The organism is Christiangramia forsetii KT0803 (assembly GCF_000060345.1).
GTDB classification, from domain to species: Bacteria; Bacteroidota; Bacteroidia; order Flavobacteriales; family Flavobacteriaceae; genus Christiangramia; species Christiangramia forsetii.
In genome coordinates this window covers 1,573,023-1,589,835 of the sequence record NC_008571.1, presented here as the reverse complement: position 1 = coordinate 1,589,835, position 16,813 = coordinate 1,573,023, and the positions used below count along the sequence as shown (strand labels likewise).

The 16,813-nt window shown below is 35.5% G+C and carries 17 protein-coding genes; 9 read left to right on the top strand and 8 right to left on the bottom strand.

The window, feature by feature from the left end; translation table 11 throughout:
* The first annotated feature begins 108 nt into the window (after window positions 1-108).
* Together GFO_RS07210 and GFO_RS07205 are read left to right on the top strand one after the other, a co-directional pair.
* Entirely contained in the window at window positions 109-2,412 is a 2,304-nt protein-coding gene (locus GFO_RS07210) for a penicillin-binding protein 1A (RefSeq protein WP_011709422.1), read from the top strand.
* A gap of 77 nt (window positions 2,413-2,489) precedes the next feature.
* On the top strand, window positions 2,490-2,942 hold the full coding sequence (locus tag GFO_RS07205) for a hypothetical protein (RefSeq protein ID WP_229664775.1): 453 nt from the start codon (window positions 2,490-2,492) through the stop codon (window positions 2,940-2,942).
* Here the strand turns inward: GFO_RS07205 and GFO_RS07200 are convergent.
* On the bottom strand, window positions 2,939-4,453 hold the full coding sequence (locus GFO_RS07200) for a DEAD/DEAH box helicase (protein WP_041250290.1): 1,515 nt from the start codon (window positions 4,451-4,453) through the stop codon (window positions 2,939-2,941). The two genes, GFO_RS07205 and GFO_RS07200, sit on opposite strands and share 4 nt — an antisense overlap.
* A gap of 281 nt (window positions 4,454-4,734) precedes the next feature.
* On the opposite strand from GFO_RS07200, the gene GFO_RS07195 reads away from it, so the two are divergent.
* Together GFO_RS07195 and GFO_RS07190 are read left to right on the top strand one after the other, a co-directional pair.
* Window positions 4,735-5,382, top strand: coding sequence for a Crp/Fnr family transcriptional regulator (locus GFO_RS07195; RefSeq protein WP_148264601.1), 648 nt, complete (start codon window positions 4,735-4,737; stop codon window positions 5,380-5,382).
* 95 nt (window positions 5,383-5,477) lie between these two features.
* Window positions 5,478-6,029: a hypothetical protein gene (locus GFO_RS07190; protein ID WP_011709418.1), complete on the top strand. Its 552-nt coding sequence runs from the start codon at window positions 5,478-5,480 to the stop codon at window positions 6,027-6,029.
* Between the two features lie 151 nt (window positions 6,030-6,180).
* On the opposite strand, the gene cysM is transcribed toward GFO_RS07190, so the two are convergent.
* The 4 genes from cysM to GFO_RS07170 form a co-directional block, all read right to left on the bottom strand.
* The gene (cysM, locus tag GFO_RS07185) at window positions 6,181-7,065 is read right to left on the bottom strand and encodes a cysteine synthase CysM (protein ID WP_011709417.1); all 885 of its coding nucleotides are present in this window, start codon (window positions 7,063-7,065) and stop codon (window positions 6,181-6,183) included.
* Window positions 7,062-7,853 (bottom strand): serine O-acetyltransferase EpsC, encoded by a 792-nt coding sequence (gene epsC, locus GFO_RS07180; RefSeq protein ID WP_041250289.1) that lies wholly within the window; start codon window positions 7,851-7,853, stop codon window positions 7,062-7,064. Before epsC ends, cysM begins: the two co-directional genes overlap by 4 nt.
* 188 nt (window positions 7,854-8,041) lie before the next feature.
* Window positions 8,042-8,554, bottom strand: a complete 513-nt coding sequence (locus GFO_RS07175) for a DUF6155 family protein (protein ID WP_011709415.1) — start codon at window positions 8,552-8,554, stop codon at window positions 8,042-8,044.
* Window positions 8,547-10,754, bottom strand: a complete 2,208-nt coding sequence (locus GFO_RS07170; RefSeq protein ID WP_229664776.1) for an FUSC family protein — start codon at window positions 10,752-10,754, stop codon at window positions 8,547-8,549. Before GFO_RS07170 ends, GFO_RS07175 begins: the two co-directional genes overlap by 8 nt.
* Window positions 10,755-10,947: 193 nt before the next feature.
* On the opposite strand from GFO_RS07170, the gene GFO_RS07165 reads away from it, so the two are divergent.
* Window positions 10,948-11,937, top strand: coding sequence for an NADP-dependent oxidoreductase (locus GFO_RS07165; RefSeq protein WP_041250049.1), 990 nt, complete (start codon window positions 10,948-10,950; stop codon window positions 11,935-11,937).
* Window positions 11,938-12,019: 82 nt separating this feature from the next.
* Here the strand turns inward: GFO_RS07165 and GFO_RS07160 are convergent, their stop codons facing one another.
* Together GFO_RS07160 and GFO_RS07155 are read right to left on the bottom strand one after the other, a co-directional pair.
* Complete coding sequence (locus tag GFO_RS07160; RefSeq protein WP_011709411.1) at window positions 12,020-12,769, bottom strand: SDR family oxidoreductase; 750 nt, start codon at window positions 12,767-12,769, stop codon at window positions 12,020-12,022.
* Window positions 12,770-12,947: 178 nt separating this feature from the next.
* Window positions 12,948-13,658 carry an SDR family oxidoreductase gene (locus GFO_RS07155; protein WP_011709410.1) on the bottom strand — a complete coding sequence of 237 codons (711 nt, stop codon included), beginning with the start codon at window positions 13,656-13,658 and terminating at the stop codon, window positions 12,948-12,950.
* A 217-nt stretch (window positions 13,659-13,875) separates the two neighbouring features.
* On the opposite strand from GFO_RS07155, the gene GFO_RS07150 reads away from it, so the two are divergent.
* From GFO_RS07150 to GFO_RS07140, 3 genes are all read left to right on the top strand, one after another.
* Window positions 13,876-14,295, top strand: coding sequence for a hypothetical protein (locus tag GFO_RS07150; protein WP_011709409.1), 420 nt, complete (start codon window positions 13,876-13,878; stop codon window positions 14,293-14,295).
* A gap of 57 nt (window positions 14,296-14,352) precedes the next feature.
* Window positions 14,353-14,970: a YqaA family protein gene (locus GFO_RS07145; protein WP_011709408.1), complete on the top strand. Its 618-nt coding sequence runs from the start codon at window positions 14,353-14,355 to the stop codon at window positions 14,968-14,970.
* A 121-nt stretch (window positions 14,971-15,091) separates the two neighbouring features.
* The gene (locus tag GFO_RS07140; protein WP_011709407.1) at window positions 15,092-15,250 is read left to right on the top strand and encodes a YqaE/Pmp3 family membrane protein; all 159 of its coding nucleotides are present in this window, start codon (window positions 15,092-15,094) and stop codon (window positions 15,248-15,250) included.
* A 92-nt stretch (window positions 15,251-15,342) separates the two neighbouring features.
* Here the strand turns inward: GFO_RS07140 and galE are convergent, their stop codons facing one another.
* Window positions 15,343-16,386: a UDP-glucose 4-epimerase GalE gene (gene galE, locus GFO_RS07135; RefSeq protein ID WP_011709406.1), complete on the bottom strand. Its 1,044-nt coding sequence runs from the start codon at window positions 16,384-16,386 to the stop codon at window positions 15,343-15,345.
* 140 nt (window positions 16,387-16,526) lie between these two features.
* Between galE and GFO_RS07130 the strand changes: the two genes are divergently transcribed.
* On the top strand, window positions 16,527-16,811 hold the full coding sequence (locus GFO_RS07130) for a DUF3817 domain-containing protein (RefSeq protein WP_041250047.1): 285 nt from the start codon (window positions 16,527-16,529) through the stop codon (window positions 16,809-16,811).
* Window positions 16,812-16,813: the final 2 nt, after the last annotated feature.

Sequence of the window (16,813 nt, the reverse complement as noted above, 5' to 3'; positions counted from 1 at the left end):
AATTCAAGTTTATCGGCTATAATTTTTGGTTAAAAAAAATCTAAATTAGTTCAAAACCAAAGCTTCTGACGTAAACATTTGTTTATTTGCAGTATTTATCTTCAACAAATGTTAGCATACATAAAAAGGCACCCAAAATTAAAATGGGCTTTAATTATATTTACCAGTTTAATAGTACTATTCTTCTTGTTTTTTGGAAGTATCTATTTTGGAATGTGGGGAAAGATCCCAAGTTCTAAAGAGCTTACCGAGCTAAAACAAAATAAAGCAACCCAGGTTCTTGCAGCCAATGGTAAACTTATTGGGAAGTTTTATATATTCGACAGGCAACCTATTGATTTTTCGCAACTCCCACCCTACCTTAACGAAGCTCTGATTGCCACCGAAGATGCCAGATTTTATGAGCATGATGGGATTGATAATCGTAGCCTGCTAAGGGTTTTCTTTAAATCTATTTTACTTCAGGATGAATCTGCCGGAGGAGGAAGCACCATTACGCTGCAATTAGCCAAGAACATTTATGGGCGTCGGGATTTTGGAATGTTCGGCATTGTGATAAATAAGATGCAGGAAGCGGTGATTGCAAAGAGATTGGAAAATATCTATTCTAAAGATGAGATCATACAGCTCTATTTTAATACGGTTCCGTTTAGTGATAACACCTACGGAATTGAAAGTGCTTCCCTAAAATTTTTCAACAAACATACTTCCGCCTTAAGCCTAGAGGAAGCTGCTGTTCTGGTTGGAATGCTAAAGGCTAGCCATTATTATAATCCCAGAATTTTTCCGGAACGTAGTCGTTTAAGACGTGATGTAGTTTTAATGCAAATGTCCAAGTATGATTATCTAAGCGTGGAGGAAGCTGAAGAAGCTAAAATGCAACCGCTAGTCCTGGATTATAAAAGTTATAGCAACAATAAAGGGGTTGCTCCGTATTTTAGAGAACAGATTAGAAAAGACGTTAGTAAGATTCTTGACACCCTTAAAAATAAGGATGGACAGAAATATAATATTTATCGTGACGGACTTATTGTTCACACTACCCTTAATTATGAAATGCAGCAATTAGCTGAAGAAGCTATGACAGAGCATATGTCTGAATTGCAACAGGAACATGAAAAATCTTACGGGAATTATGCACCCTGGATTCGTAATAAAGATATATTAAATAGTGCCATCAAAAGATCCGGGAGGTATCAAAATTTACAAAAAGATGGAATGAGTGAGCGTGATATTCTCAAAGAATTGGAAAAAACCCGCCCCACCGAACTTTTTGAATATGAGGGTATGGAAACAAAAAATGTGAGTACTATTGATAGTATTTCACATTATTTAAAGTTTCTAAATTCAGGTTTACTGGCGGTAAGTCCAAAAAACGGTGCGGTCCAGGCCTGGGTGGGTGGTGTAGATTTCCGTTTCTTCAAATATGACCATGTTGCGCAAAGTAAAAGACAGGTGGGATCTACTTTTAAACCGTTTGTTTATACGGCTGCTCTGGAAAGTGGAATTGATCCCTGCTCCTATTTTTCTGTTCGGGAAGTTACGTATGCAGATGGCTGGACTCCTTCTAATTCATCTTCTGAAGGTGACGATCCAAATATGAACTATAATTTGAAAACTGCTTTAAGTCAGTCAATGAATACCATTGCGGTAAAAGTACTGATGGAAACAGGAATAGAGAAGGTTATAAATCAGGCTCGTAAAATGGGTATAGTATCTGATCTTCCACAAGTTCCCTCTATTGCCTTAGGGACAGCATCACTCAATCTAGGTGAACTTACTTCAGCATATACCAGTTTCGTAAATGATGGGCGTTATTCTAAACCCTATTATATTACTAAAATTGAAGATGGAAATGGGAATTTACTCGCTGAGTTTCAACCGGAAGTATCAAAGACGAGAGCTTTTTCAGAAGATACCAGAAAGATCATGCTTAATATGATGCAGGCAACGGTTAATGAAGGAACTGCTACCAGGTTAAGATATAAATACGGCCTGCAAAATGATATTGCAGGAAAGACAGGAACCACACAGGATAACAAGGATGGCTGGTTTGTAGGAATTACTCCAGAATTGGTTTGCGTAACCTGGGTGGGTGCAGACGATCACAGGATAGGATTCAGAAATACAGGTATTGGTCAGGGAGCAAATTCTGCCCTCCCTGTTTTTGCCAAACTCATGCAAAAAATGAATGCCGATTCAGAATTTAATAATATCACAAATGCAAGGTTCCAGCCCTTAAGTCGGGAATTGGCAGAATTGATGGAATGTCCGCCAGAAGAACGTGATAACTTTTTTGAAAGATTATTTTCCGGAAATAAAAATAAAAATTCCAGGAATGAGGAAAAGGACGATAAAAAGAAAAAGAAAGGTTTCTTTAAACGTCTATTCGGCAAAAAGGATGATAACTAAAATTTCTTATTAAGACATAATAGCAGAAATACCGTTTTGAGGTGAGCAAAAACTCCGTCATATCAAAAGTTAAACAATTGGATTTTAGAGTTTCCCGTTGGATGTACGTTTATGGCAAACCTGTTCTAAGGTATTCACTGGCCATTATTTTTGTTTGGTTTGGGTTTTTAAAAGTAATTGGGGAGAGTCCTGCTGAAGACGTAATTACGGCTACGGTATTCTGGTTAGAACCCGAAGCTTTTATTCCTATTCTGGGAGTTTGGGAAGTGCTTATTGGTTTATTTCTCTGTTTGAAAAAAACAATAAGATTAGCTATACTATTATTGATCTTTCAAATTCCGGGCACTTTCCTGCCTATAGTTTTCCTTCCTGAAATTATTTTTACCGAATTCCCTCTTCAATTAAGTATGGAAGGCCAGTATATAATTAAAAATCTTTTAATTATTAGTGCAGCCATCGTTGTGGGAGGTAGTGTTCGCGAACCGGAATTTGTGGAAAAAAACATTAAATCATCTGATACAAATTTCTAGAATTCCTTATTGATCTCCATCCTAAGTTTACGCGAATAGTCTTCTTCCAGCCAATCACGATAATTCTTGGTGCTTTTACTTATACAGTAAGAATATTGCTTTATACGGGAAGAAATATCATCCTTTAATTCCTTCGCGAGGATCCTTGCGTCAAATACATCTTCACTATTTTCAACACACATCTTTACGTGTTGCTCCATAGACCATTCCAAAACAGCTTTAGATTTCAGACCTTTTTTGATCACTATATCATAAGCTTCTTCAATGTCAAAAGTGACATCTTCAGATTTGGAAAATTGCTCTCGAATTTCAGGAGGCATTTGATACTGAAAATCTCTTTCAATATCTTCATCACTAAGAAGATTTTCAAAATAGAAATCGGGAGATCTAAATATTTGTTTCCAATCTACCGCAGTGCTCCAATGCCCGAATCTAGCCAAATTATTCCCTAGATCTATTACATTAAACTCATCTTTATTCTTTAGCACACGTGAACCACGGCCAATCATTTGGAAATAAAGTGTAAGTGATTTTGTGGCACGATTTAGAATAATCGTTTCTACTGTAGGCTCATCAAATCCTGTAGTAAGAATACTTACTGAAGTAACAATAGCATCTGGTGTATGTTTGAACCATTTTAGAATGTCTTTCCGGTCCTGCTTACTCGTTGTATTGTCCAGATGCCTAATAGGCAAACCTGCGTTTTTAAAAGTATAATAGACCTCTACAGAGGTGTTGATACCATTATTGAAGATCAGCGTCTTTTTACCTTTAGACCTCTCATAATAAGCAGTGAGAAGCTTCTCCTGCATGCTATAATTAGAATATAACTCTTCAGAAGATTTTACGGTGTAATCACCATTCATCCCCACTTTAAGATTGGTTAATCCCACATTATAACTATAAATATTAACCTGAGCTAGAAAGCCTTTTTCTATTAAAGAAGAAATAGAATCCCCAACAATAAGCTCCCTGTAGTTATCTTTCATCGGAAGTTTAATATTGGAACTTAATGGAGTTGCTGTTACTCCAAGGATAAAACACTTTTCAAAGAACTTGAATAATTTTCTAAATGAGTTGTAATGTGCTTCATCAATAATCACCAATCCAATATCCTGAATTTCCAGTTTTTCATCATTCAATCGATTATTTAGTGTTTCCACCATGGCAACAAAACACATATAATCGTCCTGATCTGGTAATTCCTTTACCTTGCTATTAATGATCTTATTGCGCACTCCAAACCCTGAAAGCATCTTAGAAGTTTGCTTACAAAGTTCAATTCTGTGCGTAAGTATAAGAACTTTTTTATTTGTTCTCTGGATATACTCCCTTGTCATTTGAGAGAAAATCACCGTTTTTCCACCACCGGTAGGTAGTTGATAAAGAAGGTTATAGTTTTCAGGATGTTCTTCAATTACGCCGAATATCTTATCTATATCTTTTTGTTGGTAGTCATATAACTCCTTGTCTACTTTCTTCTTTTCAATACCAAATGTTTCTGACGCCATAGATTTTTTTAAGTAAGCAATTTTGCAAAAATAAGCCATTTTAAGCATTACTCAAAAAATTATTGCAGTTTATGAGCCCTAAAAAAACACGCTCCAATTTTAAAAATATTGTAGATTTGTAATGGTTATTTTGGATAATACTTTTTTCATTCCCTGAAAAAAATAACTCTGTAAAATCCCCCGGAATTTTTATTAACTAAAAATCCCGTGATTTGACTTCAGCAGAGCGTTTATTTACCAAATACGAGAAAACACTTTTAATTTGTGAACTTTTTTCTAATATGAAGAAAGTTGACTGGTTAGACCTATTGGTGCATTTTCATGAGGAAAAATGGAAGAAAAACACCTGTATTATTAACCATCAAAAATTCCTTTTTCATTTTTATATCATTACTTCCGGAAGAATAAAAATGTATAATGTTGATGAAAGCAGTCATAAAGAGCACACCTTATTCTTACTTAAAAATGGAGATGTCTTTGATCTATTCTGTTTAGTAGACGGGATTAGTCATAAGGTTTACTATGAATGTCTGGATAATATTAAGGTTCTGGCAGTTTCGATGGATCATTTAAGAGACTGGCTCAATAAAAACCCTGTATACTATAAGTACTTTTTATCATATACAGGAAAAATAATGAGAACGCTCGAAGAAAACGTCTCTCAATTAATATTTACGAATATCTCGACTCGTCTTTTAAAGCTGTTAATAGGAAATATCGATAAAAAATCTAATCAGCTTGAAGTTATTAACGATCTGCCAAATAAAGAGTTAGCTCATTTAATAGGATCTACCCGGGCGGTAGTAAACAGGCATCTGCAGGAATTAAAAAAAAACGGCTCAATTGCTATTCACAGAAATCAGGTAGAAATTAAAGATATTTCCCTCTTGATCAAGGAATTAGATAAACACTATAAAAATAGAAAATAGATACTCTTGTGCTACTTAAGTCGTTCTTATACAGTCTTTTAAATACTACCTTGGTGGTTCTTAAAATATTTTATTCATCAATTATATACTGTATTATGAAAAAAATTATCACCTTAATTTTAGTCGCAGGATGGGTGCTTTCCTCCTATTCTCAAAGAATAATTCAACTTGAAGAAACAAGATTGAATTTTGATCCAACCGCAGAAATCGTTTTTGAAGATTATGCAAACGGAATTGTTAAAGTAAAAGAGAAATTTTCTACTCAATTTCGATCCGACGCTATTTCATTTATGAAGAAAAACTTTGATATACTGAGATATATGGAGGCTCAGGATAATATTAATGGTGATATTATTGTTACTGCGAAATGTTCCAATGGCTATATAAAAGCAACTTATAACCAAGATGGGGAGATAGTGAATAACTATCAAAAATTCAAGAATATTCCTCTACCATATCATGTAAGAAATGAGGTTTACTCCCAGAATAAAGGTTGGACTATGACGTCAAATAAATATATCGCTTATGGTAGAAGTGACCAGATTGAAAAGCAAAAATATATAATGACCTTAGAAAGAGGTAAAGAGAAAACAAAAATGAAGCTTACTCCCAGCGCATCAATTAGTGGGGTCGCTTCCATAGACTAATAAATTAGAGGCTGTATAAATTTTAGCAACTGTCTTGATCTCAATGGGCAGTCTAAATGTTAAAATGTAATAGTAGTTAATAAAAGTTGATCTCTCAGATCAACAAATACAGAGTTAACGCTAATTTTTATACAGCCTTTTTATTAGTTTTTTATTCAAAAAGATCTGAAGAAAGATACCTGTCTCCGCGATCACAAACGATACTAACAACAAGCCCGCTATCAAGTTCATTGCATAGTCTAACCGCTGCCGCTGCCGCACCACCACTACTCATACCTGCAAAAACCCCCTCTTCTTCAGCCAGCCTCCGGCTCATATCAACCGCCTCCTTCTGGCTTACTTCTAAAATCCTGTCAACTTTTTTCGGATTAAAAATTTTTGGCAAATAGGCTTCGGGCCATTTTCGAATACCCGGTATTCTGGAGTCGTCTGTAGGCTGGACGCCTACGATCTGAATCTCCTTATTCTTTTCCTTTAGATATGTACTTGTTCCCATAATAGTTCCGGTGGTACCCATAGAAGAAACAAAATGGGTGATTTTATGGTCTGTATCTTTCCATATTTCAGGTCCTGTGGTATTATAATGCGCTTTCCAGTTATCCTCATTTCCAAACTGGTTCAACATAAAATAATCCCCGGAGTTCATTTTATCTTCTGCATAATCCCTGGAGCCTTCAATTCCGTCATCAGCACTGGTTAAAATAACCTTTGCGCCATAGGCTTTCATGGTTTGTACACGTTCTACTGTAGAATTCTCCGGCATCACCAGTTCAATATCCAAACCAAAAATCCCGGCGATCATGGCGAGTGCTATTCCTGTATTTCCGCTGGTGGCCTCTATAAGCTTAGTGCTTTTATCAATATCACCTCGGTCTAATGCATTTTTAATCATACTGTATGCGGCACGATCTTTTACACTCCCTCCAGGATTCTGGCCTTCCAACTTAAAATATAAATCTACCCCTGGTTTATCTATTAATCTTTTAGCTTTTACCAGCGGGGTATTCCCTACAAGATCTATGATTGAGTCGTTCATTTATCTGAATTATTTTTAATATTAATTTGTGGGGTATGGGAAACCATGGAGTTTTTAGGTACCGACTTGGTTAACCAGACGTTTCCGCCAATTACACTATTTTCCCCAATAATGGTATCTCCTCCCAGAATAGTCGCGTTTGCGTAAATAGTAACATTCTTTTGAATGGTTGGGTGGCGCTTTATGTTTTTAAGTGTTTTGTTAACCGTTAAGGCTCCCAGCGTAACACCCTGATATATCTTTACATTATCTTCAATTACCGCCGTCTCCCCTATTACCACTCCGGTGGCATGGTCAATAAAAAATGATTTACCTATTCTGGCACCCGGGTTAATATCTGTTCCGGTAATACTATGAGCACATTCTGTCATGAGTCGCGGCACAAGAGGGAGTCCGAATTTGTAAAATTCATGACTCAATCTATAGGTGGCGATGGCAAAAAATCCAGGATAGGAAAGATAAACTTCTTCTACAGAATTTGCAGCCGGATCATTTTTTGCGATTGCCTGGGCATCAAGATTTAATTTTTCAAGAATCTCCGGGAGTTTATTTAAATAATTACTCCAAATATCCTGACAAGGCGAACCTGGTTCCCAGCAAACCAGTTTGGCAAGTACTTCAAAATCCATCCCTAATTCCATAAGATTATCCTTTACAGGCGTTTGTCTATCAAACAGGGTGTAGAAAAGTTTTTTGGTAAAGGCCTCCGTCTTTTCTTTAATGCTAAAATTGAGATTTGGAAGGTGTTTTTGATCTTCTATTTTCTTAATAATTGTTTCTAATTTCATAGCACGCATTGGTCTATTTCAAATTTACTTAATTACAATGAACTCAGGAAGCATATGATCACAAGGATTAGAATTCATATTTGAATATTATCTCATCAAAGAAAAATGGCCTCTTTGATCTTCAAAGCCCGATAATTTACTCAGTCTAAGGAGTATTTAATTTAATACTGTCATGTAATATCTTTTAGTCATAAAAACCGGTCTCTAACCCGGTCAAATTGATAGGCGTTTGTCCAGTTCTGGGAATCGGCTTCTTCAGCAATCTTATTAATTCTGGGGCCAAATTCAGAAGAGATGGCATTACTTATTACGTAATCTGCCGCCTGTTCATATGATTTCAGCATACTTTTCTCGAAAGACTCCGTTATATTTTCTATATCGTTTGAAAAAGTTTGGGCGATCTCAATATTATAAAACATTACATCTGCCAGAGAATACGGTTCCATCTCTAATTTTAAAAAATGCTTGATAAGTTTATGGGCAACGGAACGACGTTTTTTTGGTTTCCGATTATTGGGAGGATAATATTCTTTTGAAATCTTAAACTTTGCTTCCTTTACGAGCTTATCTTCATTTGGGTTAAAAACAAAATTGTAAAACACTTTTACATCATCAAACCGATTATAAAGATCAAGAATTTGTTCTTCGAGATCTTCCTTTTCCAAAGACTTTATATATTTTTTGAAATCTCTTTTACTCATTCTCTTTCTTATTTAATCTCTTTACGTTATCCTCAATTTTGCCTGAAATGTCCAGCAACCATTCTAGTTGGCCGGTAACCAGGTGTGCCTCTTGAAGATTAAGCCGCATTTGCTCATCTATCTGATTTTTCCCTGCCTTAATTTCAATATCTCTTTCTTCAGCCATTTTATCAAATTTTCTATGAAGCGATTGTCCTGCCTCAGAAATTTCGTCATGAGATTTTTCGAGTATTTGTTTTTTCTCTAAAATATTCATGCTGTTAGAAAGATTAAATAAAATTGCTTTGGTATATGCTTCAAAATCTGAGGAAGCATGGGTGGTGGGATGTGTACGTATGTAGGTTCCCAGGGATGCCGATGCAGTTAGAAAAGTATGGCTAAGACCTACAATTTCATAAACAACAGGTAGATCTTTCTGTTTAGATTTTGGTTCCTGGGTCATTCTTTGAAAAGCACTACTTAAATTACCCATTTCTATAAATGCTTTTTTCCTGGCCAGTTTATAAGATAATGGAAGATTTTCCTTTTTATGATAATATTCGTCAATCTGATCCAGATACTCAAAATTTGCTTTTAAGGAGCTTACAATGACATTATGAATATCCTGTGATTCCCATTTAGGCCATAAAATCAGGTTTCCGAAAGTCGCTAGTCCTGCACCAATTAAGGTATCTACTACTCTAAACTGGATCACATTAAGCACTTCCGGTTGAAGCAGCGCATAAATAAAAATTATACTCAAAGTAATAAAAATCGCCGCTGTTGTATAGTTTCGCTGTATCAGGGAAAAAGCAAGCGTTAAAGAAAGAATACCCAGAATGGCATAAATCATTGTGTTTTGGGTAAGAATAACAATACCAATAGCGATTGCACCGCCAATCAGGGTACCTACGATCCTTTTCCGCGTTCTTACCTTGGTAAGCCCGTAATTGGGTCTCATAATCACAACTATTGTAAGTAATATCCAATATGAATTCTGTACAGAAAAATAGTCACCTATTAAATATCCAAGCAAAACTACCAGTGCCAGTCTTAATGAATGTCTAAAAATAGCGGAACTTAGATTGAGATTAGTTAATATGGTTTTGAAGCTGTAATCCTGTGGCGTTAGGAATTTTTGAACTTCTTTTTCCTTATAGAAAAATTTCTTCTTGTTTTCCAGGTTTCTTAGAATGCGATCAATATTATTGATCTTTTGTGCCTGTTTAGATTGGTAATCAAACAGGTTTCTAAGCAAAAGCATAGCCTCTCTTTTCTCTTCAATTTCGATATTATTTCGAAAATTTTGTAAAGCTCTTTGCACTTGTTCCAGATCGTGAGGAATCTGGTTCTTCGGTAATTTGGTATTCTTATAAACCGCCAGCCCTATTTTCTCCAGTTGATTTGCCAATTGCAATGTAAAGTCACCAAATATCTTTAGTGTTTCTTCATCATTCTCAAAAGACTTTCGCATTCTCTCGTAATCTATCGGGTGTGCCATCGCCAGCTCCAGCATGTCTACCAGATCAATAAATATGAGTAACCTTTTTCGTGCATAACCAGAACTACCGGAAGTTTTCCTGGCACTAATCAGTATTTCCCGAAGACTTTCATGATGTTCGTTTAACTCGGTTTGAAGCTGAAATAATTCTTTCTGAAGCTTATCGTCCCTTTGATTAGATCTCAATAGTCGAATTCTTAATCTCAGATAATCAGCGGTAATTTCCATCGTTTCCGCTAAAAGCTGTTCGGTGGCTCTTTCAGGTTTAATAAAGTACCAGCCAATACTAATGAGTAAATACCATATTCCGCCAGCAAAGATCAGTAGTGATTTTTGCCAGATCTCTATTCCTGAAGAAAGATTGGCAAAACTTAAAACCACGGCCAGTAATCCGGCAAAAGTGACAAGCGATGCCCTAAAACCATATACCGACAAATATGAAATTGAGAAGATCATAATAAGTAGCATGGGAATCACAGCCCAATCAAACATAGCAGCGTAACCTGCAATTATAAATGAAGATGCCCCAAGAAAAGCAGCGGCTAAAACCCCATTAATTTTATGTTTAAAACTACCAGGTACATCGCTGGGAGAAGATAAAAGACATCCCATGGCAATGCTTATTCCTATTTCCAGGCTACCAAAATTTGAAAAAATAGTAATTGGTACCACGATTGAAATTGTAAGGACAATCGCTTTAGAAAAGTCTGTGCTTCTCAAAAATTTTATAAAATCGTTTTGGTATTTTTTAAACGGGATGGTCAAGTCAACTAAATTTTAAGCTTTGAAATTAAAGCTTTAACCTCAATAAATAATGGCAATAGTACAAATTTCAATATTTAAGGAGAAATTGGCATATGTTATTTGTCTCATTTTATAATTCCGTTTAATTTGTTAATAAAATATGTTGAAAATGAATAAGCAAATAATATTGAAATCAAGACCTGAAGGCAAACCTTCACTTAAGAATTTTGAAATTCAGGAAATTGATAATGCACAAAACGGTGAGATAATTTTAGAAACTAAATTCATATCTGTAGATCCCTATTTACGCGGAAGAATGAGGGATGAAAAATCATATATTGAACCTTTTGAAGTTGGAAAACCTTTGGAATCGATGGTGGTCTCAGAGGTTACAGATTCCTCCAATGAAGATTTCAAGAAAGGAGATCACGTAATTGGAATGCTGGACTGGAAAAAACAACAATCGCATAGCGGTAAAGATCTTCGAAAAATAGACCCATCTATAGCACCACTTTCAGCTTATTTGGGGGTGCTTGGTTTAACAGGACTTACTGCATACCTCGCCCTGGATAAAATAGGAAAACTGGAAAAAGGTGAGACTCTTCTGGTTTCTGGTGCTGCAGGCGCGGTTGGAAGTGTAGTTGGCCAGATTGGAAAGATCAAAGGTTGTCATGTGGTTGGAATTGCTGGTAGTGATGAAAAGATTGATCATATCCAGGGAAAATTCGGCTTTGATGCAGGTATCAATTATAAAACCACTCAGAACATGAAAAAAGCGATCAGTGAAGCATGTCCAGATGGTGTAGATGTTTATTTTGATAATGTGGGTGGTGAAATTTTAGATGCAGCATTACAAAATATTAATAAAGCTGCCAGAATCATAAATTGTGGAGCTATTTCAATTTATAATGAAACCGAAGTGCCTACAGGGCCAAGATCTGAAGGAATCTTAATCAAAAAGTCTGCTTTAATGCAAGGCTTTCTGGTGAGAGATCATATTGAAGATTATCAAAAAGCAATTTCTGATCTTGCCGGTTGGTTAAAGTCCGGGGAACTTAAATATGACGAAACTGTTGTGGAAGGTTTCGATCAAACACCACAAGCATTTATTGATATTTTTGATGGAAAGAATCTAGGGAAAATGGTTGTAAAAGCTTAAACAAAAAGAGGCTGTCTAAAAAAGTGACATTAATTTCACTTTTTTAGACAGCCTCTTTATAATAATCTAATCTAGTGGTTCTCTATTGTTCCTGCTCTGTAGGCATTATAAATACGTCATTTACATTCGCTCTTTTTGGTTGCGAGAGTGAATAATAAATAGCATTTGCAATGTCTTCTGCTTGCAACGGTGTCATCTCCTTAAAATTAGATAGAACGTCTTCTTTTATTTCATCATCGGTAATAGTATCGGTAAGTTCAGTATCGACAAAACCAGGTTCAATTGAGGTAATATTTATATTGAATTTAGGTGCCAATTCCTGTCTTAATCCTTCAGAAAACATTTTTACTGCAGATTTTGTTGCACAGTAAACTGCTCCCCCGGGATATATCTTTCTAGCAGCACTAGAGGAAATATTTATAATATTACCACTCTTCTGCTCCATCATTGTTGGAAGCACAGCCGCAACCCCATTTAAAACCCCCTTGATATTAACATCTACCATTTTATCCCATTCATCTGTATGTAGATTTTTGACATATGATAAAGGCATTAATCCAGCATTATTTATCAATCCGTCAATACTGCCAAATTCTTTCTTGGTTTTATCTATGAGGTTCTTGAAATCTTCTTTTTTGGTTACATCTCCTGGAATTACAAGGGCTTTTCCTCCATTTTCCTTATCGATTTTGGATTTTAGTTCCTTTAACTTTTCTTCTCTTCGGGCCGTCAACACAACATTTACGCCTTCCTTAGCTAATCTCATCGCTGTTGCTTCACCAATTCCACTTGAGGCTCCGGTAATAATAATCGTTTTTCCTTTCATGCTCATAACTAATTTCTTTTTTTGATTTTATCTAAAATACTCCAAAACCTCTAAAATAACTTAGGAATCATGGGCTTTGTCATTAATTTAACCAGATATACTAAGGCTTGTTAAATAATTTATCATGAAGCATAAAAAAGCCGGATCCTTTAAAAAAATCCGGCTTGTTATCAATAAAGAACGATTACTTTTTTGGTGGCTTTGAAGGCCTCACTTCTATCTTACTAGGTAGTGTGCGAGGATTCATTTTTAATAGATCTCCTACCAATTCACCAATATCCTCACTCTGTATTTTCCAGGCATCGGCTTCAGAAGGTTCATGATCATTGAAATGTGTTGCTACAGAACCTGGCATAATGGTGCTTACTTTTACACCTTTATCACGAAGATCCAGCATAACTGCTTGTGTAAAGCCTGTAACTCCAAATTTACTGGCATTATATGCCGCTCCCCCGGCAAAGAAATTTGTACCTGCAAGACTTGAAATGGTGATAATATATCCTTCAGATTTTTTTAAAGCATCTACGCATGCTTTTATACTAAAGAAAACTCCAGTCAGATTAGTATCAATGGTATCTTTCCACTCCTCTACCGTGAGGTCTTCAACAGAACCAAAATTTCCGATTCCCGCATTGGCGACAAGAACATCTAACTGTCCCCATTTATTAATCAATTGGTCAACCGCTTTTTGCTGACTATCGAAATTTCTAACATCGGCTTCCAATCCAAGAGCTTCTCCATGCTTAGATAATTCACCAGCAGCTTTTTCCGCAGATGATAATGAACGGCTGGTAATAGCTACTTTATATCCCATTTTTAGTAAAGTCTCTGCAACACCATAACCTATACCTTTACTTCCTCCGGTAATAAGAGCTGTTTTCTTATTCGTACTCATAATTTATTTTTTTTGAATTTTAAAGCTACTAAAGACGCTTATGCTCCTGAAATTTAAAGCTCTAAGATTGTGTTAATTTTAAAGGTTAAATACTTTATAAAACCTTACAAAAGACTTTTATAGAATCTTAAAAAAACTAACTTTGTTCCTGAGAAAAATTCAGCAGATTTAATTGAATTTTCGCAAAATAAGTACTGACTAATTTAATAGAGATACCTTGGAAAATATAACAGCACAGAAGTTACTCAATAAGATTCAACGCGACTTGATGCGCAACGGAATCATTACCAATACAATCGTTGAAGATCTCAAAGATCTTAGAAAACTTGTAGTTGAAGAGAACATTCCTTTGCTGGCTAAAGTAACCAGGTTGACCCATGAGCATATTAGTGAGCATGACGACTTTTTAATAGCCATTCCTGATGATGAACCATTGGAGTTGGATGAAGATAATAATGAAGAAGAGAATGAAGAAGCTGAAGAGGAAACTGAGATTATAGAAACAGAAGATGTTACCGGGCAGGAAAGTTTAGAATATATGCTATCTCTAATGGCCGAACATTCCAATAAGCTGAATGAAATGGAGCTTCGTGATTATGTCAAGGCCTTAAAGGAACATGCCGGGGAAGATTATTAATTCCCGAAAATACTTTTCAGAAGTACTTCTGAAATTGCTACAAAAAGAAATTATTTGATGAAAGAAAAAGCGAAATCTAAAAAGAAGTCGCGAATACGCTTATTACATCAATATTATAGTTATACAGGTTTTTATACGTTCGTTTGGAACAGTATAAAAAAAGCTATCATACCTATCGTATTGTTTGTGGGCGCCTTATGGGCTATAGATCGTTATCTTCTCGATATTGAAGATATGCTGGTAACTATTACCGAAACCTATGCTCCTCTTGAGGTTTTAAGTATTTTCTTTCTTTCAGAATCACTTCTTGGTTTAGTTCCTCCTGAGCTTTTTATTGCCTGGGCAGGAAAATCTTCAAGCCCAATTCTATTTCTTACGCTTTTAGCAACAGCTTCTTACCTGGGCGGAATTGTTTCTTATTGGCTTGGTGTGAGCATCACAAAAATTCCAGCAGTTCATAAAGCTATGGAACTTAAGATGGCCAAGCATATTAAAAACACCAGAAAATGGGGTGGCTTTTTAATCATTGTTGGAGCGCTTTTACCTATTCCATTTGCGATGACGAGTATTGCCGCAGGTATTATCAGGTTCCCGTTTTCCAGTTATTTGATTTTTGGTTTGCTAAGGTTTGCAAGATTTTACCTGTATGCTTTAGTGATATTCGAAATGGTTTAACTCTTTCCTAAACAAAATTCTAAACTTTTCATAAGGTCTAAGGTTTAGGTTTTTAATCATATTATCTTGGTTTAAAATTACGCTACGGCGTTTTTACTATTAACCAAATAAAATCAAAACTATGTCAATTCTTACAATTGTATTGAATATCCTTTTACCGCCGCTGGCTGTATTTATGAAGCACGGGTTAGGAGTTACTTTTTTAATAAGTTTACTATTAACCGCCTTAGGTTGGATTCCTGGAGTGATACATGCATTCCTGGTAAATGGAACTCGATAAGAAAAATTTCTTATTAAATTAAGAGGCTGTCTAGAAAGTGAAAGTAATATCATTTTTTAGACAGCCTATTTTATTTATATGCAGAGGCAAAATTAATTTTCTTCCTCTTCTTTTCGTTTTACTACCTGTTGCCATTTCCAGGCACTTTTTAGCGCATCATCTAAAGTTCGTTCTGCTTTCCAGTTAAGTTCGTTATTAGCCTTTGTAGTATCGGCATATGCTGCTGTTATATCTCCTTCTCTACGGCCTACGATCTTATGAGGTAATTTTTCTCCAGAAACTTTTTCGAAAGAGTTGATGACTTCCAGCACAGAATTTCCTTTACCGGTACCTAAATTAAATACCTCATAATTATTTTTCTCTTTTCCATGCATTAATCTTTGGAGTGCATGAACATGAGCTTCCGCTAGATCCATTACATGAATATAGTCTCTAACAGCTGTACCGTCATTAGTAGGATAATCATCGCCGAAAACAGATAATTCTTCTCTCTTTCCTATAGCTGTTTGAGTGATAAATGGAACTAAATTTTGCGGAGTTCCAATTGGCAATTCACCAATTTCAGCAGTTGGATGAGCTCCTATCGGATTAAAATATCGTAATGAGATAGCCTTGAAATCTACATTGGTTTTACAAGTATCGTGGATAATCTCTTCGCCTATTTGTTTTGTATTCCCATAAGGGGATTCCGCTTTTTTTACCGGAGCGTCTTCTGTAATTGGAAGTTCATCAGCCTGGCCGTAAACAGTACAGGAAGAACTAAAGATAAATCTGGCACCCTCCTTTTTATTCAATTCATGTAATAAGTAGACCAGGGTAGAAATATTATTTTCATAATATAATAGTGGATTGGTTACACTTTCACCTACAGCCTTGGAGGCAGCAAAGTGAATTACATCTTCGATATCTGTATATTGATCAAAAAAGCTTTTTACTGCTGCTTTTTCTCTTAGGTCTATATTCTCAAATTCCGGAGTTTTTCCTGTAATCTGAGTAATTCCAGCCAGAACATCCAGAGATGAATTAGATAGATTATCAATGATTACAACCTCGTAACCTTCATTTTGCAAAGCTACAACTGTGTGAGACCCTATAAATCCCAATCCGCCGGTAACTAATATCCTTTTAGTTTTCATAAATGTATTTTACACCTGCAAATTAAGAAAAATGGTAAAAAGCAAGTACTCAATTTTATTAAAAACATCACAAAGCTGTTTAAGGTCTGTAATGTCATTTCTAATTTATAAATTATCTTTGCACAGATTAAATCCTGTTTATGTCTTTACAAAGCCAAATCAAACTCTTTAAATGGATTAGCATACTTGAAGGAATCTCTTTCTTATTGCTTTTATTCATAGCTATGCCTCTAAAATATATATTTGAAATGCCTGAAATGGTTAGACAGGTTGGTATGGCTCACGGTATTCTTTTTATCGCTTATGTTTTAGGCGGAATCTTATTAATTAAACCCATGAAATGGAGCTTAAAACAGATAGGAATAATCCTTGGCTGCTCTATGCTTCCTTTTGGACCGTTTTATGTTGAAAAGAAATACTTATAGTA